The sequence below is a fragment of the Asanoa sp. WMMD1127 genome (assembly GCF_029626225.1).
Lineage (GTDB): Bacteria > Actinomycetota > Actinomycetes > Mycobacteriales > Micromonosporaceae > Asanoa.
On sequence record NZ_JARUBP010000001.1, the window covers coordinates 315217 to 337192 of the forward strand.

At 70.8% G+C, this 21976-nt stretch carries 20 protein-coding genes and 2 tRNA genes; 11 read left to right on the forward strand and 11 right to left on the reverse strand.

Annotation, left to right across the window (positions count from 1 at the left end; genetic code table 11):
* Positions 1–44: 44 nt before the first annotated feature.
* Together O7635_RS01645 and orn are read right to left on the reverse strand one after the other, a co-directional pair.
* Positions 45–120, reverse strand: a tRNA-His gene (locus O7635_RS01645).
* 82 nt (positions 121–202) lie between these two features.
* On the reverse strand, positions 203–793 hold the full coding sequence (orn, locus tag O7635_RS01650; RefSeq protein ID WP_278078602.1) for an oligoribonuclease: 591 nt from the start codon (positions 791–793) through the stop codon (positions 203–205).
* A gap of 75 nt (positions 794–868) precedes the next feature.
* On the opposite strand from orn, the gene O7635_RS01655 reads away from it, so the two are divergent.
* The gene (locus tag O7635_RS01655) at positions 869–2056 is read left to right on the forward strand and encodes a glycosyltransferase 87 family protein (protein ID WP_278078603.1); all 1188 of its coding nucleotides are present in this window, start codon (positions 869–871) and stop codon (positions 2054–2056) included.
* A 123-nt stretch (positions 2057–2179) separates the two neighbouring features.
* Here the strand turns inward: O7635_RS01655 and O7635_RS01660 are convergent, their stop codons facing one another.
* From O7635_RS01660 to O7635_RS01675, 4 genes are all read right to left on the reverse strand, one after another.
* Positions 2180–4789 carry a hypothetical protein gene (locus O7635_RS01660; RefSeq protein ID WP_278078604.1) on the reverse strand — a complete coding sequence of 870 codons (2610 nt, stop codon included), beginning with the start codon at positions 4787–4789 and terminating at the stop codon, positions 2180–2182.
* A gap of 153 nt (positions 4790–4942) precedes the next feature.
* Positions 4943–5659, reverse strand: coding sequence for a YcnI family protein (locus tag O7635_RS01665; RefSeq protein ID WP_278078605.1), 717 nt, complete (start codon positions 5657–5659; stop codon positions 4943–4945).
* A gap of 12 nt (positions 5660–5671) precedes the next feature.
* Positions 5672–7324, reverse strand: coding sequence for a copper resistance protein CopC (locus O7635_RS01670; protein ID WP_278078606.1), 1653 nt, complete (start codon positions 7322–7324; stop codon positions 5672–5674).
* Positions 7321–7929, reverse strand: a complete 609-nt coding sequence (locus O7635_RS01675) for a zf-HC2 domain-containing protein (protein WP_278078607.1) — start codon at positions 7927–7929, stop codon at positions 7321–7323. The genes O7635_RS01670 and O7635_RS01675 overlap by 4 nt, the downstream gene beginning before the upstream one ends.
* Before the next feature lie 124 nt (positions 7930–8053).
* On the opposite strand from O7635_RS01675, the gene O7635_RS01680 reads away from it, so the two are divergent.
* The 7 genes from O7635_RS01680 (at position 8054) to O7635_RS01710 (ending at position 12290) form a co-directional block, all read left to right on the forward strand.
* Entirely contained in the window at positions 8054–8647 is a 594-nt protein-coding gene (locus O7635_RS01680) for a sigma-70 family RNA polymerase sigma factor (protein WP_278078608.1), read from the forward strand.
* A 67-nt stretch (positions 8648–8714) separates the two neighbouring features.
* On the forward strand, positions 8715–9209 hold the full coding sequence (locus tag O7635_RS01685) for a MauE/DoxX family redox-associated membrane protein (protein WP_278078609.1): 495 nt from the start codon (positions 8715–8717) through the stop codon (positions 9207–9209).
* Between the two features lie 3 nt (positions 9210–9212).
* Positions 9213–9926 (forward strand): thioredoxin domain-containing protein, encoded by a 714-nt coding sequence (locus O7635_RS01690; protein ID WP_278078610.1) that lies wholly within the window; start codon positions 9213–9215, stop codon positions 9924–9926.
* Positions 9926–11086 carry a hypothetical protein gene (locus O7635_RS01695; RefSeq protein WP_278078611.1) on the forward strand — a complete coding sequence of 387 codons (1161 nt, stop codon included), beginning with the start codon at positions 9926–9928 and terminating at the stop codon, positions 11084–11086. The genes O7635_RS01690 and O7635_RS01695 overlap by 1 nt, the downstream gene beginning before the upstream one ends.
* Positions 11083–11553: a thioredoxin-dependent thiol peroxidase gene (gene bcp / locus O7635_RS01700; RefSeq protein ID WP_278078612.1), complete on the forward strand. Its 471-nt coding sequence runs from the start codon at positions 11083–11085 to the stop codon at positions 11551–11553. Before O7635_RS01695 ends, bcp begins: the two co-directional genes overlap by 4 nt.
* Before the next feature lie 53 nt (positions 11554–11606).
* A tRNA-Leu gene (locus tag O7635_RS01705) sits at positions 11607–11681 on the forward strand.
* A 438-nt stretch (positions 11682–12119) separates the two neighbouring features.
* Entirely contained in the window at positions 12120–12290 is a 171-nt protein-coding gene (locus O7635_RS01710; protein WP_278078613.1) for a hypothetical protein, read from the forward strand.
* 1 nt (position 12291) lies between these two features.
* Here O7635_RS01710 and O7635_RS01715 read toward each other — a convergent pair whose 3' ends face one another.
* Together O7635_RS01715 and O7635_RS01720 are read right to left on the reverse strand one after the other, a co-directional pair.
* Entirely contained in the window at positions 12292–12663 is a 372-nt protein-coding gene (locus O7635_RS01715; RefSeq protein WP_278078614.1) for an STAS domain-containing protein, read from the reverse strand.
* A 61-nt stretch (positions 12664–12724) separates the two neighbouring features.
* The gene (locus O7635_RS01720; RefSeq protein ID WP_278078615.1) at positions 12725–13165 is read right to left on the reverse strand and encodes an ATP-binding protein; all 441 of its coding nucleotides are present in this window, start codon (positions 13163–13165) and stop codon (positions 12725–12727) included.
* Positions 13166–13507: 342 nt separating this feature from the next.
* Here O7635_RS01720 and O7635_RS01725 point away from each other — a divergent pair, with 342 nt between their 5' ends.
* Complete coding sequence (locus O7635_RS01725; protein ID WP_278078616.1) at positions 13508–14764, forward strand: PP2C family protein-serine/threonine phosphatase; 1257 nt, start codon at positions 13508–13510, stop codon at positions 14762–14764.
* Here O7635_RS01725 and O7635_RS01730 read toward each other — a convergent pair whose 3' ends face one another.
* From O7635_RS01730 to O7635_RS01740, 3 genes are all read right to left on the reverse strand, one after another.
* A complete protein-coding gene (locus O7635_RS01730; RefSeq protein WP_278078617.1) occupies positions 14765–15127 on the reverse strand; it encodes an STAS domain-containing protein in 363 nt (120 codons plus the stop codon).
* A 323-nt stretch (positions 15128–15450) separates the two neighbouring features.
* Complete coding sequence (locus O7635_RS01735; protein ID WP_278078618.1) at positions 15451–16755, reverse strand: hypothetical protein; 1305 nt, start codon at positions 16753–16755, stop codon at positions 15451–15453.
* A gap of 489 nt (positions 16756–17244) precedes the next feature.
* Positions 17245–18102 carry an alpha/beta hydrolase gene (locus O7635_RS01740; RefSeq protein WP_278078619.1) on the reverse strand — a complete coding sequence of 286 codons (858 nt, stop codon included), beginning with the start codon at positions 18100–18102 and terminating at the stop codon, positions 17245–17247.
* A 324-nt stretch (positions 18103–18426) separates the two neighbouring features.
* Here O7635_RS01740 and O7635_RS01745 point away from each other — a divergent pair, with 324 nt between their 5' ends.
* On the forward strand, positions 18427–19227 hold the full coding sequence (locus tag O7635_RS01745; protein ID WP_278078620.1) for a hypothetical protein: 801 nt from the start codon (positions 18427–18429) through the stop codon (positions 19225–19227).
* Positions 19228–19554: 327 nt separating this feature from the next.
* The gene (locus O7635_RS01750) at positions 19555–21897 is read left to right on the forward strand and encodes a non-reducing end alpha-L-arabinofuranosidase family hydrolase (protein WP_347405255.1); all 2343 of its coding nucleotides are present in this window, start codon (positions 19555–19557) and stop codon (positions 21895–21897) included.
* Positions 21898–21976 lie beyond the last annotated feature (79 nt).

Genomic DNA, 21976 nt, shown 5'->3' on the forward strand with positions numbered 1-21976 from the left:
CAGTGCGGCCCGGCCGGAAAACCCGACCGGACCGCCGCACAACATGGGGTGACTGATGGGATTTGAACCCACGACACCCGGGACCACAACCCGGTGCTCTGCCAACTGAGCTACAGCCACCATGTCGACCCGCGCCGGCTTTCGCCGGGCGAGGCGCCGACCAATGATAGCCATAGGCCGCCCGGCGTCGTCGACAGGGTTGTCAGAGTTCGGCCGCGATCGCCTTCGCGCTCTCCACGTCGGGGCCCGGGAGGGGCACGAAGATCGTCCGGCGGTAGTACTCGAGCTCCCGGATGCTCTCCCGGATGTCGGCCAGGGCGCGGTGGGCCAGGCCCTTGGCCGGCTGGCCGAAGTAGACCCGCGGGTACCAGCGGCGGCACAGCTCCTTGATCGACGACACATCGATCATGCGGTAGTGCAGGTGGGCGTCGAGGCGGGGCATGTCGCGGGCGAGGAAACCCCGGTCGGTGGCGATCGAGTTGCCACACAGCGGCGCCGTGCGCGGGTCCTTCACGTAGGTCCTGATGTAGTCGAGCAGCTGGTCCTCGGCCTGTTCCAGGGTGACCGTGGACCGGCGTACCTCTTCCGTGAGACCCGATTTCGCGTGCATCTCGCGGACCACGTCGGGCATGCCGTCGAGTTGCGCGTCAGAGGCGTGGATGACCAGATCCACTCCCTCGCCGAGGACCTGGAGGTTGGGGTCCGTCACCAGCGCCGCGACCTCGATCAGCGCGTCCTTGCCGAGGTCGAGACCGGTCATCTCACAGTCGATCCAGACCAGAAGATCAGCCACGATCGACAGCCTACGCGCAGGTCAGCCTTCGCGGTCTCCACTAGGCTGCCGGTCGTGCAGGCAGCGGCCCCACCCATGAGGAAGATCAACCCCGGCACCGCGCGGCGGATCGCCGTGGTGACCGCGCTCACCGCTGCGGCGGTCGCGTTCATCTGGGTGTACGCGGCCCGCCGCGACTTCTTCGACCTGCGCATCTATGTCAGCGCGCTGCGGTGGTGGGCCGACGGACATCCGCTGTACGACTGGGCGCAGCCCGACCGGGTCCAGGGTGAGCTCTACTTCACCTATCCGCCGTTCGCGGCGCTGCTGCTCCGGCCGTTCGCGGCCGTCCCGGTCGGCTTCACAATCGGGTTCTTCTGCGTGTTCACGGTCGCCGCGGTGGCGGTGGCGGCATGGTGGCTGACAGGGCCGATCGCCGCGCGCCGTGGGCTGCCGCGCTGGCTGCTGGCCGGGCTGCTGTTCCCGGTGGCGCTGGCCGTCGAGCCGACGCGGGAGACGTACTTCTTCGGTCAGATCAACATGCTCCTGATCCTGCTGATCCTGGCCGACTTCTGCCACGCGGTGCCGCGGCGCTGGTTCTGGGCCGGCGCCGGGGTCGGGCTGGCCACCGCGATCAAGCTGTTCCCCGGGATCTTCATCCTGTATTTCCTGGTCACCCGCCGCTGGCGCGAGGCCGCGGTGTCCGCGGGGACCGCCGTCGCGGCCACCCTGCTGGCGGCCGCCGTGGCGCCCCGGGACTCGTGGCAGTTCTGGACCGACTCGCTGTTCTCGACGGAGCGGGTGGGCCGCACCGACTACACGGGCAACCAGTCTTTGCAGGGCTTGCTAGCGCGGTTGGTGGCGCCTTCCGACCCCGGGAAGGCTTGGTGGCTGCTGCTGGTGCTGGTGGTCACGGTCGTCGGCATGTGGCGGGCGGCCCGGGCCTGTCGGGCGGGCGACGACCTGTCCGGCGTGACCTTGACCGGCCTGGTGGGGGCACTGGTCAGCCCGATCACGTGGCCGCACCACGTGTTCTGGTTCGTACCGGCGCTGGTCGTCCTGGTCGACTCGGGCCGGCGGCGCGACCTGGCCCTCGCCGGCGCGACGCTGGCGGTCGCCCTCTACGGCGTGAACACGTTCATCGACTGGGGCGTGGATCCGGACCCCACCCGGTCGGTGGGCGACTTCCTGCTGCGCAACCTGTACGTCCTGGCCGCGCTGTCGCTGATCGCCCTCCTACCGGCGCGGGCCGGCCTAGATCCGCCCAGAAAGGGACAGACCTAGCCACTCGCCGCCGGAAGGGTTAAACTGGCATTAACGGATCGACTTCTCCAGTTGCACCGTTCCCCCGGTGAGAGCGGCCCTTCGCGTCGGCAGCGCGAAGGGCCGCTCTATATGTGTGGTTCGTCAGCTCGCCTGGTCCGTGGGGTTGGCCAGGTCCTGACGCGTGGCGGGCGGGGCCGCCTTGGTCGGGCGGCGGCGGGTGGTCGGCCGCTTGGCCGCCTGGGCGGAGACGGCGTTGGTCGCCGGTCCGACATCGGTCGCCTCGGGCGCCGGCAACCCGGCCGCGGTCTTCCGCCGCCGCGCCTTGGCCGGCGGCGCCATGGCCCCGAGCAGCCCGTTCCCGGCCGCGGGTTCGCTGCCCGCGCCACCCGGAACGGTGCCGGATCCGGTCGGTTCTCCCTCGCTCACTGCCGTCTCCCTACTCGCGGTGACCCCGTCAGCCGTCGCGCCGGGTGCCTTAGTGGCGGCTGCCATGTCGTCCGAGGCGGCGGTCGCTTTACGGCGCGGCGCGCGCGTCACCTTGGCCGGCTTGGTCTCCGACTCAGCGGTCGCGGCCTTCTTCGCGCGAGTGGCGCGACGTGCCGGCGCCTTGGTCTCGGCGGCCGACGCTTCGCCCGCGCTGGCCACGATGGCGCCGGTACCGACCGGAACGCCGGCCGACGCCGGGGCGTGCTCGGCGGCCGTCACGTCGACGCCGGACCCGGTCGACTCGATCACCTCGGTGCCGCTCTCCGTCGGCTCGACCGCCGCGGCCGCCTGGCGCGGCTTCCTGGTCCTAGTGCCGCTGCTGGCAGCCGCTTCGCCCACCGATGCCTTCGACCGCGCAGCGCGCGTCGTCGCCTTGGCCGGCTTGGCCGCGCCCGCTTCGCCGTCAGCCGCCGCCCGCGACTTCCGCCGGGTCGGCTTGGCCACCTGCGTCCCGTTGACATCGCTGTCGACGGCCGCCGTCGGGGCCGGACCAACGACCGCGGTCCCGGACACCAAGCTGCCAGCTTCACCGGCGACCGATTCCGCCGCGGCCTCGGCGCCGGCAGTCTCCGTGCCAGCCCCGGCAGTCGTCACGCCGCCTCCGGCCGCCGCGTCGCCAACAACAGGGGCGGGCTCGGCCGTGGCATCGCTTGCCAACTCGGCCTTCACGCCGGCCGCGGCGTCCGTTTCCGCGACACCGGCGTCAACGGCCGACCCGGCCGCGGCGTCGCTTGCCGACCTTGCCGTCGCTCCGTCCGCCGCGTCCACTGCCGCCCCCGGCGCGACCTCGGTCGCCGCACCATCCGGCGGGCCGGCCGCGACAGCCGCGTCCTCGGGAACCGCCGGATCAGCCGCGGCCGCGGTCATCGCGCCGGCCGCGTCGCGCGGCTGCGGGGCCGTCTTGGTCGTGCGGGTGGTCCGGCCACGGATCGCGACCACGGGCCGATCAGGGCTCTCCCCGGTCGGCTCGGTCGCCGTGTCCACGAACACCACAGGCCGCTTCTTCGCCCCCGCGGACCGCTTGGCCGAAACCTCATCGGTCTTCACCGCACGCAGATGCGCCACCTTGGCCCCGGCCGAACGCTGCGCCGGAGTCCGCGTGTCCCCATCCTCGGCCGACGGCCGGCTCTCACCCTCGGAACGCACGACGGGTGCAGTGCTCGCCGCACCAGCCGGCGCACCCGAGGTCGGCGCCGCCTCCACCGACAGCTGAGCCGCGACCACCGCGGGCAGGCCCGCGAGCCGAGCCGCCTCGGCCCGCCGCCAGGCGGCGGGAGCGTCGGCGTCCGTCGAGTACACGGGCTGCGCCGGGGGCCACGCCGGCCCCGGCGGCGGCGTCGCCGGCATCCCGGCCCCGGCGAGCGCGTCGGCGAGAGTCGCCGGCCGGCCGCTGGGCGCCGTTTCCGAGGGCCAGTCCGGCCACCCACCGTCGGCCGGCGTGACAGGCTCCCCCGGCAACACCGGCACCGGCGAGGCGACCTCGGCCGACGGCAGCGCCGGCCAGACCGGTGGCGGACCCACCGGGGCGGCAAGGCCACCGAGCCGGGCGGAGACCTGCGGCACCTGGCTCGGGTCGACGACGAAGACCACCTCGCGCGGCCGCGCCGGCCAGAGCAGCCCGGCGATGCCGCCGCCGACCAGCAGGACGCCGAGAACCACAAGGCTCCACGTGGTCGGGACCAGCCATCCGGGCGACGCGGACGCGCGGGCCGTGACGGTCATGCCGGCGGTGCCGTCGACGCGCATCACGACCAGGCTCATCTCGCGGCCGTCGACCTCGTTGGCGGTCCATTCGAGGCTGCCGCTGCCCTGCCGGGTCCAGAACGTCTGGCTGCCGGGTGTCACGCCCGACGCCGCCGGACCGGCCAGGCCGTCGGCACCGAACGGGGCCACCGCGACCGGCGCGACCCGCACCGGAAGGTCGCCGCGGGCGACCGAGACGGCGTCGACCTGCGAGTAGGCGGCGCCGGCCAGGTAGCCGCGCACCTCCGACGCCGGCGCCAGGCCCAGGAACGTGGCACCCGGCGTCGTCAACCGCAGCCGGGTGTCGCCGGCGCGGACGAACGGGGCGTCCTCGCGCAGCAGCGCGTCCACGTCGGGCACCACGATCGCGCGGCCCGACGTGTTGATCTGTTGCAGCGAGCCGCTGAACGCGCCGTCCGCGTCGCGATGCTGCATAAGTGTCCACAGTGCACCACCGACCAGCAGCACCGGCAGTCCGATGGTCAGCAACACCAGCCCGGCGACCGTGCGTACGACCCGCATCAGCGTCATCCCCCTTGATCGCATTACCAGGTCAAACTGTACTGAACGTGACGATCCGAACACACGACGCAGACGGCGTGGCACGCGGACAAAGAAAAACCCGCCGGTCCAGGGACAACGCCCTGGACCGGCGGGTTGCGGAAGCGAAAACCGTTACGCGGACGTACGACGGGTCCGGATGAACGCCATCCCGCCCAGCACGAGCCCGAGCACACCGGCGACCAGGCCGGCGATGCCCAGCCCGACAGCGGCGCCCGAGGACGACCACGAATCCGACGCCGCGACGGCCGAAACGGTCGGCCCGGTCGTGGGCCCGGCGGCCGCGTCGGCCGCCTTGGCCAGCTTGAGCACCGGCGCCGGGCTCTCCGGCTCCTCGCCACCCTCGACCGGCTCGTCGATCCACCGGACGACCTCACCGTCCGAATAGGTCTGCAGCGCCTTGAAGATCATCTGATCCTTCTCGGGCAGCGGCCCCATCGAGACCGGGAACTCCTGGAACGTGCCCGGCTTGATCTCCGACCCGGCGGACGCCGTCCAGGTGATCTTCCCGACCACTTCGGTCACCTGGCTGCCGTGCACCTCCAGCGGCGTCGACAGCGTGCGCTTCTCCACCGCCACCGTCCAACCCGGCACCGGCATCGTCGACACCGACGCCACCGGCGCGTCCTCGGGCAGGTTCACCTCGAGCTTGGTCGTCGACGCGGTGTCGCTCTCATTCGGCACCCGGAACGCCACCCGCCCGTACCCGCCCTGGGTAGCCGAGTTCGGGTTGACGGTGACGTGCGCGAACGCGGGCCCGGCGATGCCGAGCGCGACCACGACGGCGCCGACGCTGAGGGCGGCGGCCTTGGCCAGCCGGTTACGGATCATGGTGGACCTTTCCTACTGGACGGGCACGGTGGCGGTCACCGTGGCCTGGTCGATCTCGGAAATCCGGACGACGAACTTGAGCTCCCACTGCCCGGGGCGGGGCAGCTGGATGGCGCCGCTGGCGTGCGTGGGCGCGAGCCCGAGCAGCGGGATGTCGATGGCCTCGATGCCACCGGAGGGCAGCGACGCGGTGCCCTTCCACTCGACGACCACCTGCGGTTGGTTGTCCTTCGTGTACGCGTACAGGTGGATGTCGTTGTTGCCCTGCTTGGCCGGGTCGACCTCGACCTGCAGGTTGAGCTTCGAGTCGGTAGTGATCATGGTGGAGTAGTACGCGGGCTGCTGTTCCCCGACGGTCGCGTTGGCCGCGGCGGTGCGGGCCGGGGTGGTCTGCACGAGCACCGACGACAGCGCGAGCACGACCGCGATGCCCATGACCTCGGCGAGTACGAGCCGGCGCAGCGGCCGCGGGTCGTCCGGCGCGGTCCGCCTCCGCACGACGTTGCGGGACAGCGCGGCCACCCCGAGCACCACGGCGAAGAGCACGACCTTGGCGATGATCAGCTGCCCGTACGCCGTCGTGAACAGGGGTTTGATCGTCCCCACCTCGATCAGCGCCTGCACGACGCCCGCCAGGAACAGCGCCGTCACCGCGAGCGCGGCCCAGCGCGACCAGACGGGCAGGATCACGCCGAGCTCGCGTGGCGACGCCTGGCGGAACACGAACGCGACCAGCATGACCAGTCCGCCGAGCCAGACGGCCATGCCGGCGATGTGCGCGATGTCGACCACGACCGAGACCGCCGGCACCGGTGACGCGCCCGAGTGGCCGGAGAGCGGCCAGGTGGCCAGGCCCACGACGCCGAGGATCACCAGCAGCGCGCGGTCGGCGACGCCGCTGCGGCCGGACAGCAGCGGGCGGAGCAGGAACGCCGACGCCGCCAGCACACCGAGCCGGATCAGGTGGGCGGTGCCGAACGTGCTGCCGAGGACGTCCCGCAGCGCCGCGCCGTCGAAGTAGCCGCCGCCCGTCGTGTAAGGCGCCTGGAGGAACAGGTCGCCGAGCGTCGACAGGGCGATCAGCCCCACGCCCAGCCAGGCGAGGCGGGACGGCGCCTCCCGCGACAGCCGCTGGGGCCAGAGCAGCGCGAGCACGAGCGCGGGGCCGATCAGCAGGACCAGGCCGGCGTACCCGAGGTATTTGACGACCGGGAAGGCGATCTTGAGGAAGGTGCTCTCCTCGACCGCCGGCGCGTCGGTGTCGGTCGGCGGCGCGGCCGAGGGAGCGCCGACCGAGTAGGTGAAGGCGCCCGCGACCGGATGGCTGTCGGCCGAGATCACCCGGTAGTTGACCAGGTAGGTGCCGTTGGCCCCGCCCGACTTCAGCGGGATCGTGACCGAACTGTCGGCGAAGATCGGCTGGCCCGTGTCGGCCCGCGAGCCGTCCGGCGCGACCACGTGGATCTTGTCCGGCACCTGCCGGACGCCCTCGCTGAAGGTCAGCACGACCTCCGGCGGGGCGGCCGGGACGATCGAGTTGGCGGCGGGGCTGGTGCTCTCCAGCACGGCGTGCGCGCTGGCCGGGGCGGCCGGCGCCAGGAAGAGGGCCGCCCAGCCGACGACCAGCGCGGCCACGACGACGAGCCGCGAGACGACCTTGTTCACCCGCGACCTGCCGCGGTCGCGGTGGTCAACGAGGCGTTGCGCGGCGAGCCGAGCGCCCACAGCGCGGCGGCCTGGATGACGGCGGCCAGGTGGCCGATCTCGTGCAGGGCGGCGGCCCGGCCGCCGGCGACGTCGACGGCGCTGGTGACGGCGAGGCAGAGGGCGAGCACCAGAGCGACGGGTACGAGGGCCCGGGCGCGCTCCGGCCGCAGGGCGGCGAGGGCGAACCCGACCGCGAGGGCGACGTCGAAGCAGGCCATCTCCCGCGTCGCGTGCGCGCCGAGGCCGTTGCCGAACAGCGCCGGCACGGCGGAGACGAGCTGGGCGGCGGCGAGCACGCCGACCATGATCCGGAGCACCTGGCGGCGCTCGGCCGAGGCGCTGGACCGGCCGCGGTCGGCGGCCACCGCGGCGAGCACGCCGGCGGTCAGGTCGGGCACGGGCGCGGGATCGGCCTTGACCAGCCGGTCGAGGCGTTCCGCGCTGGCCGACCAGGCCTGGCAGCCGGTGCAGGTGGCGGTGTGCGCGTCGATCTCCGCGGTGGAGACCGGCACCGCCTCCCCATCGAGCCGCGCTGACAGCGCGGCCCGGACGTGCTCGCACATCATGGTCAGGTAGTCGTCGGCGGAGCCCGATTGGTTCCCGGTAATCTTTCAGGTCGGCGTGGTGCTCGACACGGGCCCGCCGGTAGAGCCGCGCACCGGGGTCGGGCGCGTACATTGGGTTGCCGTGATCCCCGCCCAGCGTGCGCCCGCGGCGACGCTTGCCACCGCGACCGGCGCCGATGCGGCGACCCGGTGGGCGCTGGCCGCGCGCGGTGGCGATCCGGCGGCTCAGGCGGCCTTCGTCCGTGCGACGCAGACCGAGGTCTGGCGGCTCGCGGCGGCGCTGGTCGATCCGGACGCGGCCGACGACCTGGCCCAGGAGACCTACCTGCGGGCGTTCCGGTCACTTCCGGACTTCGAGGGACGATCCAGCGCGCGCACCTGGCTGCTCGGCATCACCCGCCGGGTCTGCGCCGACCATCTCCGCTCCGTCGTGCGGCGCCGCCGGCTGCGCTCGCGCCTGCAGGCGCACCCGGAGCCCGAGCGCTCGCTGATGGCCGCCGCCGAGCCGGACCCGGCCGTGCGCTTCGACAGCGCGGAATTGTTGCGCCGGCTGCCCGCCGACCGCCGCGGCGCATTCGTGCTCACCCAGCTCATCGGCCTCTCCTACACCGAGGCGGCCGAGGTCGAAGGCGTGCCCGTCGGCACGATCCGGTCGCGGGTCGCCCGCGCCCGGGCCGAGCTGGTGGCGGTGCTGGACGAGGCGGGCGCCGGCTGATTCTCAGCAAACAGAAAGCTGGGAAAAAGCTGAGCTTTGGAACCTTTGCACGATACGGGGCGACTATATGAGCGTGACAACGTTGACCAGTGGCGTGTCCTGGCCGGGCATCCGCCCGTGGCTGGGCACCCTCGTGCGGCTGGGTCTGGCGGCGGTCTGGCTGTTCGCCGGCGCCGCCAAGGTGGGTGACCTCGCCGGCTCGGGGCGCGCGGTCAACGCGTACCAGGTGATGCCCTTCGAAGTTGCCAAGGTCATCGGGGCCGCCCTGCCGTTCGTCGAGATCGCCCTCGGCGTGCTGCTCGTGCTCGGCCTCGCGACCCGCGCGGCCGCCGCCATCTCGTCCGCGCTGCTCCTGGTCTTCATCGCCGGCATCTCGTCCGCGTGGGCACGCGGACTGTCCATCGACTGCGGTTGCTTCGGCTCGGGGGGCCAACTCGCCGCGGGTCAGAGTCCCAGTTACGCGCCCGAGATCGCGCGCGACATCGGTTTCCTGGTCCTGGCCGCATTCCTCCTCGTCTGGCCCCGCACGCGGTTGTCCGTCGACAGGTGGCTGGAGAGCTGACATATGAGCAAGCGTCAAGACCGCAAGAGCGCGGCCAAGGTCGTCCGCAAGCAGCTCGCGGCGGAGCGCCGCCGCAAGCGCACGATGTGGGTGTCGATCGCCGCGGTGGCCGTACTGGTGATCGCCGGGCTGATCGGGTGGGGGGTCTACCAGAGCCAGCGATCCGACGCCGGTCCGCTCGTCGCGCCGGCCTCGGCCACGACGACGACCGGTCCGACGGTCGGCAGCGGCCCCGTCCAGGTCAAGATCTACGAGGACTTCATCTGCCCGTTCTGCAAGCAGTTCGAGGAGAGCAGCGGGTCCGCGATCAACGACCTGGTCAACCAGGGCCGGATCACGGTCACCTACAACACGGTGGCGTTCCTGGATCCCGCGTCGACCACTGAGTACTCGACCCGCTCGGCGGCCGCCGCCGGGTGCGCCGCCGACGCCGGCAAGTTCTTGGACTACCACAACGCGTTGTACGCACAGCAGCCCGCCGAGGGCACGGCGGGGCTTTCTGACAGCCAGCTGATCTCGATCGGCACCGGGCTCGGCATCGACGAGGGCAGCTTCAGCCAGTGCGTCAACTCGGGCCGCTTCGAGCCGTGGGTCGCCTCCGTGACCGACGCGGCGTCGCGGGCCGGCGTGTCCGGCACACCGACCGTCCTGGTCAACGACAAGGTCGTCCAGAACCCGACGGCGGACTCGCTCGTCGCGGCCGTGAACGCGGCCTGATGCGTTTCCTCGCGGTCGGCGTCGGCGCTGTTCTGGCGGTGCTGGTGTCGGCCGCGCCGGCCTGGGCGCACGGCGGTGACGCGCCGGACGGCACCGACTACCGCACCGCGGTCACGTCGGTGACGCCGGCCGCCGCGGGCCTGCGGGTCCGCGCGGTCGAGGCCGGCGCCCGGTTGGAGCTCACCAACCACACGGGTACGACGGTCGAGGTGCTCGGCTACTCCAACGAGCCGTACCTCGAGGTGCGGCCCGACGGGGTCTACGAGAACGTGCACTCCCCGGCCGTCTACCTCAACGCCACCCTGGCCGGGGTGGCCACGCTGCCGGCGACCGCCGACCCGACCCTGCCGCCGGCGTGGCGCAAGGCGTCGTCGGTGCCGGTGGTCCGCTGGCACGACCACCGCTCCCACTGGATGCAGTCGGCCCGACCGCCGTCGGTGGCCGCCGACCCGTCCCGGCCGCAACGCATCCGCGACTGGGTGGTGCCGCTGCGCACCGACGGCGTCACCATGCTGGAGGCACGCGGAACGCTGGACTGGGTGCCGCCGCCCTCGCCCGGTGTGTGGTGGACGTGGTCCGTCGTCGGTGCCCTGGCGGTCGCGCTGCTCGGCCTCGTCGGGCGGCTGCGGGAGCTGGTCGCCTCGCTGACCGTGCGCTCCGGCCCCGCGCCGCGCCGATCCGTCGGCTGGGTGCTGCCGGCGCTGGCGTCCGTGTCGGTCGTCGCCGGCGTGGCGGCGCTCGTCTACGCCGTCGGACGTGAGGTCGACGCCGGCAACGACAGCTTCGGCGCGCTGGTGCGAGGGCTGTTCGCCGGTCAGATCTGGCCGGTCCTGACCGGACTGGCCGCCATCGCGGCAGCGGTGTACGCGCTGCTCCGGCGCCCCGCCGCCGACTTCGCGCTCGCGCTGGCCGGGGTGTGCGTGGCCATCTTCGCCGGCGCCGCGAACACGGCCGCCTTCGGCAACGGCGTCGTACCCGTACCGTGGACTGGATCTCTTGGTCGCCTCCTGATCGCCGTCGTGATCGCCGCGGGCGCCGGCGTGGCGGGCGCCGCGGCCCTGCGGATGCGCGCCACCGCCGACCGGCCGTCGGTCCCGGCGGCCCGCCAGCCGGCGCACGACGAGCCCGACGGAGCCCCGGCGGTAGAGTCGGGCGCATGACGGAACGCCTGAACCCCGGCGACGAGGCACCGAACTTCACCCTGCCCACCGACACCGGCGACACGGTCACGCTGGCCGACCTGCGCGGCCGCAAGGTGGTGCTCTACGCGTACCCGGCGGCGATGACCCCCGGCTGCACCAAGCAGGCCTGCGACTTCCGCGACTCGCTGGCGTCCCTGCAGGCGGCGGGCTACGAGGTCATCGGCATCTCCCCCGACAAGCCGGCGAAACTGGCCAAGTTCCGCGAACGCGACGCGCTGACCTTCCCGCTCCTCTCCGACGAGGACAAGAAGGTGCTGACGGCGTACGGGGCCTGGGGCGAGAAGCAGTCCTACGGCCGCACCATCACCGGCGTCATCCGCTCGACGTTCGTGATCGACGAAAAGGGCCGCATCGACCGCGCCCTCTACAACGTCAAGGCCACGGGCCACGTCGCCAAGCTGCGGCGGGACCTGGGCCTCGACTAGCCGGCCGTACGCACGTACGCCAGAATGTCGAAGGCCTGTGCGCTTGGCTTTCGGGGGTCGTAGCCCAATTGGCAGGAGGCAAACGGTTTAGGTCCGTTCCAGTGCGGGTTCGAGTCCCGCCGACCCCACAAATCCCTGCCCAGACCCTGTCCGCTGGCGCGGCCAGGGTCTGGGTGGGGATTTGTCATTCCTGTTCCGGGGGCGACCCCCGGAGGCCCCACGGTGTGGTGGGCGCTGGCCGCGGTATGCGAGGTCGGACCCAACGTTGCCGTTGGGTCCGAGCTCGCCGGCTCGGCGTCCCTGGCTTCCGCTTCAAAACCCGCCGCGGCGCTCGGTGGGGCACCGCCACGTCGCCGCCATGATGATCTGGTCCGAACCGGCGGATCCCCGGTCGGTTGCGACGGGTGCGCAGGTTCGAATCCTGCCAGGGGTACCGCCCACAACTGCGCACGATTCCTCGCACTAGAACGAGCAGCGCTCGAACTGAGGGCAGCAAACGCTAGCTGGGCAACCGCCAGGCCGCGCTGACGATCGCCAGGTCAGCGTCGACCGAATGCCGAGCACCGTTGTGGTACGTCAATGACAACCGCGGCGCCGGCGGCGCGCTTTCGGTTGGCAACTTAGGTGTCGCGTCGCTCGTCCTGCGCTGCTTCGGCCAGGTCGGCCTGGGCCACGGCGCGATGTCTGGCCGCTTGCTGGCGGTGATGGTTCGCATCGGTGCCGCCGTGGTCGGCTAGCTCACCTATCGGTTGCCGATGCCGGGCGGGGCTTGCCCGATGCCTGTGCCGGCCAGGCGGTGAGCATGGCGCCTTCGCCTAAGAGCTCCGCCACGCCGGTGATATCCAGGACACGGGCGACCGAACCGGTTGCGCCGTTCAGTCGCACGGAGCCGCCCGCCTCTTGGCACCGCTTCGCGGCGGTCAGCAGTGTGGCGATCCCACGGGAGTCGCAGAAGTCCAGTTCCTGAAGATCGATGATCAGGTTGGTACGGCCCAGTTCCCGCTGTTCGTCCAGACAGGTGGCAAGCTGCGGGGCGGTATCCATGTCGAGTTCACCGGCCACCAGCACGACAGCGCCGCGTGCCGTTGGTGTCACCGTGGTCGTCAGCACCGGGTGGCTCCTGACTGGATCGGCGAGGTGACGTGCCTGTGATGCCGGCGCCGTGAGCCGATCACGTGTTGCCTCCCGACTCGAGCGAGCCGTAGATATTGATCGTAGTCCCGTCAGGCCCGCTTGCGATGGTCAAGTGGTCACTCGTCTGCTGGGCCAGCCACAACCCCATCCCGCCGGTCGCCGCGGGCTGTGGCCGATGCTCGCGATGAAGGTGAGGCGTGGGATCGAACCCAGGTCCGTGGTCGATGACCTGGCACACGAGGTCCCCGTTTCGCCACAAGCGGAGCTTCCCGGTCCCGCCGCCGTGCCGCACGACGTTGGTCATGATCTCGTTGACCGCGGTGATGAAGTCGTCGAGTGTCTCGCCGTCCAACCGGCTCCGCGCCGCGGACGCTCGCACCTCGTGCCGCACAGCGCTGCAGGAATTGCCGTCGAAGGTGGCCGATAGCAACAGGGAGTAGCCGTCGCTTGACGTCCCCGCTCGGTTCACCCCCGCCACGGGATCCCCTCTGCCCAACAGAAGAACGCCTAAACGTTCCGGCCGGACGGATCCGACGGCTTCACCAGGAGAACACCCAGACCGGCGGCGCGCCACTTGCTTCTGCTGAGAAGCATCGGACCCTGACGGCGAGTCCGATTTTGTCCATGGTGGACTCGGTGACCGGCGACGCATTCCTTAGTCGAGCAACGCGGATGATGGTCTGCCCGCTGATCCGCTCTGCCAGGTTGACAGCGACGAGGCGCATGGTCGCGGCCCAGCCAAGGTCCAAGCCGACGACGCCGCTGAGCTGAGCCGCGACGTGGGTAGGCGGTGATCGAGCGGGTTTCGTAGGCTGCGGTCGTGGAAGGCATTCGAACGCCGGTCTTGGCCGACTTGCTGACCGCGGCGGAGAACGCGTCGCCGGTCGAGGCGGTCGAGGCGGTCACGCGCGAGCTGGGTGCGGCGCTGGGCGCACGTGCCGTGTCGTTCTTGATCGCTGATCTGAGCGGGCGGGCGCTGGTGCGGCTGGCGCACGTGCCGCTCGACGGTGGCGACGCCGGCCGTCGCGACGGCGAAGAGGTCGCCACCGTGCTGCCGTTCGACGGCGGTCCGGCCGAGCAGGCGCTGCGCACCCAGACGGTGCAGGTCTTCGCCAGGCCGGGCCGGTGGACGGTGCTGGCGCCGGTGACCGACCGTGGTGAGGCCATCGGTTTGTTGGAGATGGACCTGCCGGACCAGCCGGAGCCGCGGGTGCTGGACGAGATCGCGCGTACGGCGCATGTGTTGGCGTTCGTCGTGATCGCCAACCGCCGGTACACCGATCTTTTCGAGTGGGGGCAGCGCACGACGCCGTTCACGTTGTCGGCGGAGATCCAGCGGCGCCTGCTGCCGGGTTCGTTCACGTGTGAGGCGAGCGCGTTCAGTCTGTCGGGCTGGCTGGAACCGGCTGCCAGCATCGGTGGGGACACCTTCGACTACAGCTTGGCCCGTGACGTGCTGCACTTCAGCGTCACCGACGCGATGGGGCACGGCGTGACCAGCGCGCTGACCGCCACCCTCGGGGTCGGCAGTCTGCGCAACAGCCGCCGCCGGTCGGCCGGTCTTGTCGAGCAGGCCGACGCCGCCAACGCCGCGGTGTCCCAGAACGCTCCCGTGCCAGGCGCCTACATGACAGCCGTGCTGGGCCGTGTCGATCTGCGTACCGGAGTGTGCGCGCTGCTCAACGCAGGCCATCTGCCACCGCTGCTCGTACGCGCCGGCGCAACCGAGTCGCTCGCACTTCCGGGAAACTTCCCTCTGGGTATGTTCGCCCGGGCCGAGTTTCAAGCCGGCGCCTTCACGCTGCGACGGGGAGACAGGTTGGTGGTGATGACCGACGGCGTGCGGGAGCGGAGCGCCGCCAGCCTGGACCTGACCGTGCTGTTGCAGACGATCGCTGGGTTGCACCCGCGGGAGGCGGTGCGTGCGTTGGCCGATGCGGTGCTCAAGGTCAGTGGAGGGACGCTGTCGGATGACGCCACCCTGCTGATCCTCGACTGGCACGGCGGTCACAGCGAGGAGCGGGTCAGCAGCAGCGGCGCCGACCAGGCGCGGGCCAGCGCCGCCTGGTCCGACTGACTACCCTCTCGCGCTCTCCGCAGGGGGCACATCAGCTTCCGCGGCCTCGGCGGTGTCGTAGATATCGATCACCGAATCGAGCGACGTGATCTTGAGGACGGTCGCGACTTGGCGTTGGACGGCGGCGAGGGACAACCGGCCGCCGACATCCCGCAACGCTGTGAAAGTCAGAACGATGTCGCCCAGCGCGCTGGAGTCCATGAACGGGACGCCACCCAGGTCCACGACGACCTCGCGGTCACCCGCGTCGACCAGGCGCTGCAGTTCCGCGCGCAACTGCGGGGTCGTATCCATGTCGAGTTCGCCCCGCACCTCGACCACGACGTGGCGCGGCGCCCGTCGCGTCGACACCAGCAAGTCCACGACGCCTCCCCTCCGCTTTATCCGTGCCTACCCAAGGCGCTGGGCGGCCCAAACGTTCCCCAGGAAGGCACACCGCATGCCCGCTGACCGCCTCGCGTCGAGATTCGGGCGGTCCACGGGCGGGTGGGCGGACGAGCGAGCCTGGTCGCAGGCCAGGGGTCGGCGGCTGGGAGGCCCAAGGTCGAAGCCGGATCCGTGGTCGATGATCTGGCAGTGGAGGTCGGCGGACAGCCATAGGCGGAGGTGACCGAACCCACCGCCTTCACTGGCGGTCCCCGTCATCCGAGGTAGGAGCCCGGCTGCAACGGGCCACGAGTAGACGGCTAACCGCTTCTCGCGGCCTTTCGAGGCGCCGTCTTCTTGGCCGCCTTGGTCGCGGTCCTGGTCGACTTTCGAGGCGCCGTCTTGGCCGCGGTTCTGGTCGACTCTCGGGCCGCCGTCTTCTTCGCCGCCTTGGCCGCGGTCCTGGTCGACTCTCGGGCCGCCGTCTTCTTCGCCGCCTTGGCCGCGGTCCTGGTCGACTCGCGAGCCGCCGTCTCCTTCGCCGTCTTCTTCGCCACCTCGGCCGCGGTCCTGGTCGACTCTCGGGCCGCCGTCTTCTTCGCCACCTCGGCCGCGGTCCTGGTCGACTCTCGGGCCGCCGTCTTCTTCGCCACCTCGGTCGCGGTCCTGGTCGACTCTCGGGCCGCCGTCTCCTTCGCCGTCTTCTTTGCCACCTGGGTCGCGGTCTTCGCTGACTCTCGGGCCGCCGTCTTCTTCGCCACCTCGGTCGCGGTCCTGGCTGACTCTCGGGCCGCCGTCTTCTTCGCCACGTCGGTAGCGGTCCTCGCCGACTCTTGGGCCGCCGTCTCCCTCGCCGTCTCCTTCGCCACCTCGGTCGCGGTCCTGGCTGACTCCCGGGCCGCCGTCTCCTTCGCCACCTCGGTCGCAGTCCTGGCCGACTCCCGGGCCGCCGTCTCCTTCGCCACCTCGGTCGCAGTCCTGGCCGACTGCCGAGCCGCCGTCTCCCTCGCCACCTCGGTCGCAGTCCTCGCCGACTCCCGGGCCGCCGTCTCCTTCGCCACCTCAGCAGCGGTCCTCGCCGACTCCCGAGCCGCCGTCTCCTTCGCCACCTCAGCAGCGGTCCTCGCCGACTCCCGAGCCGCCGTCTCCTTCGCCACCTCGGTAGCCGTCCTGGCTGACTCCCGAGCCGCCGTCTCTCTCGCCACCTCGGTCGCGGTCCTGGTCAGCTCCCGGGCCGCCGTCTCCCTCGCCACCTCGGTCGCAGCCCTGGCAGCCACCGTGGCTGGTTCCTCGGCGGGCGACTCGTCCTCCTCGGTCTGGTCGTCCCGAGCTGACTCGTTCCTGGCCTTCTCACCCTTGGCCTGGCCGCCGCCTTCCGGATTGCCGTCGTCAGCGCGGTCGTCCTGGGAGCCCATCACGCCGTCGTCCGTAGCCGCGTTTTCCAGCGAGCCGCCCTCATCGATGGACTCCCTGCCACTGCGGGAACCGCCGTCGTCGCTGGAGGCGTAGTCGCTGGAGGCGTAGTCGGTGAGTCTGTCCGTGAGCGCGCCCGCGAAGTCCCGCAGGCCCGCGACCAACTTGCCGCCGATTGAACCGTTTCCGTTACCGTTCGTACCCTGGCTCACCTGTCGTCCCCTCCGGAACCCCGCATCGACGCCGCCCGTTCGGTGAGGCGGTCGCCGATCCTGCCGGCGGAGCGCGCGAAGGCGCCGACCGCGGCAGACTTGCCAGCGCGGCCGAGCTTGCTCACAAGGCCTCGGCGCGACGCCGATGAGTGGTCGCCCCGACGGTTGCTGGGGCTTTTCGCGCTGGCCGCGCGGCCATTCGACCGAGCATGAGCGTGGCGCGAAGCCGGTGCTGCCTTCCGGGCACCCCACGGTTACCGCCAGCGCTGTGCCCCACCAAGATTCATGACACACTTCCGCCCCTGGTGGGGACCGCAATGGCCGCGTACCCGCGGTCGGCGCAGCGAAACGCGGCTTACGTCACGAAGAGAAGGTTTGGCCGGTTCCAGCGTGATGCTGACGCTCGCCGAGTACGTGCCCGCGGTCTTCGGTCCCGGCAACTAGGTCTACTCGGTTCAGCCGAAACGGCGGGCCTCAGCTCGCCGCGCTTTATCTGACGTACGAGGCAAGCACAGACATGACCTCGCCGCCGCGGTCGAGGCCGACATTGTGCCCCGACGAGTCGCTGATGTGCAGGGTGGCGTTCGGTAGTTCGCGCGCCAGCCGACGGGCGAAGGCGATCGGCGCGTTGCGGTCACGGGCGCCGTGCCACAGATGCACGGGTGTAACCACCTCGCTGAGCGGAAACGTCCACGCGCGCTTGATCAGGGCGAGCTCCTGCACCGTGGCGCGGGTTCCCTGCCGCAACGCGTCAGCGACGGCCTCGAACTCGATGCGCGCGGCAGCGGCGTGCGCGGCATCCGGTGCGGCCGCCATCGCTTCGCGCAGGGCACGCTGGCGCCTCTTCGGGCTGAGCAGTTCCCGACGCATCGCTGCGACACGGAAAGTGTTGAGCGCAGGCACATTCCGGGCGAGCCAATTCATGACGCGGGCCTTCGCCGTCATGCCGACTCGCTCGGCCGGGCCCATCGGTCCCCCCGCGGCGATGAGCGCGACAACATCGACCCGGTCGGCGAGCTGACGCGCGGCGGCCAAGGTGAACGGGGCGCCGCCGGACTCCCCCGCCAGCGCGAACCGGTCCAGGCCGAGATGAGCGGCCAGCGCGAGAAGGTCGTCACTCCAGCCGGCGAGGCTGCGCTTCCGCTGGTGACCCGAGGCGCCGTAGCCGGGCTTGTCCGGGGAGATCCACCGCAGGCCGGCCGTCCGCGCGCTCTCGTCGTAGCAGGCTCCGCCGAGGCCCGATACCGGCGTCCCTGCCGTGTAAAGAACCGGGTATCCGTCCGGGTCCCCGAACTCATGCCAACTCAACGGCCTGCCGTCAGCAAGGGTCATGACGCCGGATGTCACGCACACATCCTTACCGCGTGGGTCAATGTGAATGGCTGCAAATCAGATGATTAACCGCACCTAGGCGACCGACTGCCGGCAAATCATGTCACCTAAACGGGGCTTTCGGCGAATTGCGCCAACTGAGGTGCATACGCTGCCCTGAGCGTTTCGTTGGCGGACGGCTGGTCACCCTGGCCGACCGCCTGGCCGGCGGGACGCGGGCCTTGAACCTCAGAGGTGGCTGGCGCAGCCGCGAGCGATACCGGCGACGCGGCGGCGCAGCCCGTCCAGGGAGGTGTCCACAGTGGCTGCCCTTGATCGCGCGAGAGAACGGGTGATGTGATGGCCGGCCGTCGCCCGTTGCCGATTCCTGACCACCGGCCGGCGAAGCTCCTCGCCGAGAAACTCCGTCTGCTCAAGGGCCGCGACATCTCGTACCGGGCCATGGGCAAGGCCGCGCAGACCGACCACCGTGCCTTGTCGACCACGGCTAACGGCAGCTACCAGAGCTGGTCGTCGGTCGAGCGATTCCTCGGCGCGCTGGCGAAACTTGGCCGCGCGGTGACCCAGGAGGACGTACGCGAGTGCCGGGCGCTGCATCGAATCGCCCACCGCAACCAGCAACCGCACACTCAGTCCACTATGGATGAGGCCGTGGCTGTTCCGCCGAGCCTGGCGCACGCCGTACACATGCAGGATCTGGTCACGTCTCTTGTGGACCTGGCGATGGAGAAGCGTCTCGACCTCGATGCGTGGCGGACCCGTAGTGCCGACTCGCACGAGGCGGGACGCAGCGGCAGCCCTGAGTGGGAGGTGCTCACCGGTCGCCGGCCGCCCACCTGGGCCGTGGTGCGACGGATCGTCGAGCAAGCCGGGGGCGGCAGCGTCGACCTGGCACGCTGGGAGGTGGTCTGGCGACGCGTCACCGGCGGCGAGGATGCGGCCGAAAGGACCGCGCCCGCTGGCACGGGTGACACGCCAGCCGAGGAAGGCGGCCAGACGCAGAAGGGCGAGCCGCGGAAGGACGCCTGGTGGCACCGGCGATGGTTCGGTCGCAACCGCGGCACACCGGACGACGCTCGCCAATCCGAGGCAGGCGCGACACGTCGACGTGGCTCACATCGCGCCACAGTCGCCCGCTGACGCATCTCGGACTCGCCGCGCCCCTGACCGCCTGGCCGAAACTATCGGCATCGAGCTGAAACTATCGCTTGAAAACCCTGGAACTTTCTGCGAGCATACAGGCCTATCTATCGATGTTAGCGCTCACATCGACATCCGGGCCGGCCTGGGCAGCCGCAGCCACGTGGGTGACGCACGGCCGGGCACGTGCGCCGCTCGAACGCCTAGTGTGACACTCATCCATGTTGGAGGGTCAGCATGAGTTCCCGAACCCGACCCCGGCCCTCGGGGCATCGGCTCCGAGCCCTTTTCTTATCCGGAACAGCGGCGATAATCGCGGCGCTCGTCGTGTCCTTGCTGCCCAATCTCGCCCAGGCCGCAGAGACCACACTCGGCGCGGCCGCGGCCCAGTCCGGGCGGTACTTCGGCGCCGCCGTCGCCGCCGGCAAGCTCGGCGACAGCGCGTACACGACGATCCTGAACCGCGAGTTCAACAGCGTCACGCCCGAGAACGAGATGAAGATCGACGCCACGGAGCCGCAGCAGAACAACTTCACGTTCGGCAACGCCGACCGGATCGTCAACCACGCCCTCAGCCGGGGTTGGCAGGTGCGGGGCCACACGCTGGCCTGGCACTCGCAGCAGCCGGGCTGGATGCAGGGCATGGAGGGCTCCGCGCTGCGCCAGGCGATGCTCAACCACGTCACCCGGGTGGCCACCTACTACCGGGGCAAGGTCGTCGCATGGGACGTGGTGAACGAGGCGTACGACGACGGCAACAGCGGCGCTCGGCGCAACTCGAACCTGCAGCGCACCGGCAACGACTGGATCGAGGCCGCGTTCCGCGCCGCCGACGCGGCGGACCCGAACGCGAAGCTCTGTTACAACGACTACAACACCGACAACTGGACCTGGGCCAAGACCCAGGCCGTCTACACCATGGTGCGCGACTTCAAGCAGCGCGGCGTGCCGATCGACTGCGTCGGGTTCCAGTCGCACTTCAACGCCAACTCGCCCTACAACAGCAACTACCGCACGACGCTGTCCAGCTTCGCCGCGCTCGGCGTCGACGTGCAGATCACCGAGCTCGACATCGAGGGCTCGGGGACGACGCAGGCCAACACCTACCGCAGCGTGGTCAACGACTGTCTGGCCGTCTCGCGCTGCAACGGCATCACGGTGTGGGGTGTGCGCGACTGTGACTCGTGGCGCTCCGGCGGCACGCCGCTGCTCTTCGAGTGCAATGGCACCAAGAAGGCCGCCTACACCGCCACCCTGGACGCGCTGAACAGCGCCGGCCCCGGCCCCTCGCCCACGCCTACGACGCCGGGCCCGACCCCGAGCGTCCCGCCCAGCACCGCATCCGAGATCGTCGGAACCCAGTCCGGTCGATGCGTCGACGTCCCCAACGCCTCCCAGTCCAACGGCACCCGCGTCCACCTCTGGGACTGCAACAAACAACCCAACCAAGCATGGACCTACACCTCCACCAAACAACTACGGGTGTACGCCAACATGTGCCTCGACGCCGCCGGCTCCGGCAACGGCGCCGCCGTCCAGATCTACACCTGCCACAACCAGACCAACCAGCAATGGAACATCAACACCAACGGCACCATCACCGGCGTCCAATCCGGACGCTGCCTCGACGTCTGGAGCACCGCCAACGGCGCCCAGATCCAGCTCTACGACTGCCACGGACAAACCAACCAACAATTCAGGCTCGCCGCGCTCGGCGGTCCCACCGATCCGCCACCCACGACGACCCCGCCGCCGACCGGCACATGCGCTCTTCCGTCGACCTACCGATGGTCGTCGACGGGCGCCCTGGCCCAGCCGAGGTCGGGGTGGGTCTCGCTGAAGGACTTCACCCACGCGCCGTACAACGGGCAGCAGCTCGTCTACGCGACGACACACGACACGGGTACGACCTGGGGCTCGATGAACTTCGGTCTCTTCTCGAGCTGGAACCAGATGGGGTCGGCGGCGCAGAACCAGATGCCGTTCGCGGCTGTCGCACCGTCGTTGTTCTACTTCGCACCGCGCAACGTCTGGGTCCTGGCCTACCAGTGGGGCGGGCCGGCCTTCTCGTACCGCACGTCGACCAACCCGTCCAATGTGAACAGCTGGTCGTCGGCGCAGACGCTGTTCACCGGCAGCATCTCCAACTCGAGCACCGGCCCGATCGACCAGGCGCTCATCGGTGACGACCAGAACATGTACCTGTTCTTCGCCGGTGACAACGGCCGGATCTACCGGGCCAGCATGCCGATCGGGAACTTCCCGGGCAGCTTCGGATCGAACTACACGACGATCATGACCGACTCGACGAACAACCTGTTCGAAGGGGTTCAGGTCTACAAGCTTCAGGGCGAGAACCGGTATCTCATGCTCGTCGAGGCCATCGGGGCCAACGGCCGCTACTTCCGGTCGTTCACGGCGACCAGCCTGGGCGGCACGTGGACACCGCAGGCCACGTCCGAGAGCAACCCGTTCGCCGGCAAGGCCAACAGCGGCGCCACCTGGACCAACGACATCAGCCACGGCGAGCTGATCCGCGCCAACGCCGACCAGACCATGACCGTCGACGCCTGCAACCTCCAGTTGCTCTACCAGGGGCGGTCCCCCACCTCCGGCGGCGACTACGGCCTTCTGCCGTACCGACCGGGCCTGCTGACGCTCCAACGCTGAGCATCCGACGGGGCGGGCCGCCCCGGTGGAGAACCGAGCCCGCCCGCCCCTTCACCCACCTCATCCAGGAGGTACGGAC

Excerpts from the sequence above, each read along its gene's own strand:
- O7635_RS01655 (WP_278078603.1), top strand. The coding sequence starts at position 869 with ATGAGGAAGATCAACCCCGGCACCGCGCGGCGGATCGCCGTGGTGACC.
- O7635_RS01660 (WP_278078604.1), bottom strand. The coding sequence starts at position 4,789 with ATGCGGGTCGTACGCACGGTCGCCGGGCTGGTGTTGCTGACCATCGGA.
- O7635_RS01665 (WP_278078605.1), bottom strand. The coding sequence starts at position 5,659 with ATGATCCGTAACCGGCTGGCCAAGGCCGCCGCCCTCAGCGTCGGCGCC.
- O7635_RS01675 (WP_278078607.1), bottom strand. The coding sequence starts at position 7,929 with ATGTGCGAGCACGTCCGGGCCGCGCTGTCAGCGCGGCTCGATGGGGAG.
- O7635_RS01685 (WP_278078609.1), top strand. The coding sequence starts at position 8,715 with ATGAGCGTGACAACGTTGACCAGTGGCGTGTCCTGGCCGGGCATCCGC.
- O7635_RS01690 (WP_278078610.1), top strand. The coding sequence starts at position 9,213 with ATGAGCAAGCGTCAAGACCGCAAGAGCGCGGCCAAGGTCGTCCGCAAG.
- O7635_RS01695 (WP_278078611.1), top strand. The coding sequence starts at position 9,926 with ATGCGTTTCCTCGCGGTCGGCGTCGGCGCTGTTCTGGCGGTGCTGGTG.
- bcp (WP_278078612.1), top strand. The coding sequence starts at position 11,083 with ATGACGGAACGCCTGAACCCCGGCGACGAGGCACCGAACTTCACCCTG.
- O7635_RS01745 (WP_278078620.1), top strand. The coding sequence starts at position 18,427 with ATGGCCGGCCGTCGCCCGTTGCCGATTCCTGACCACCGGCCGGCGAAG.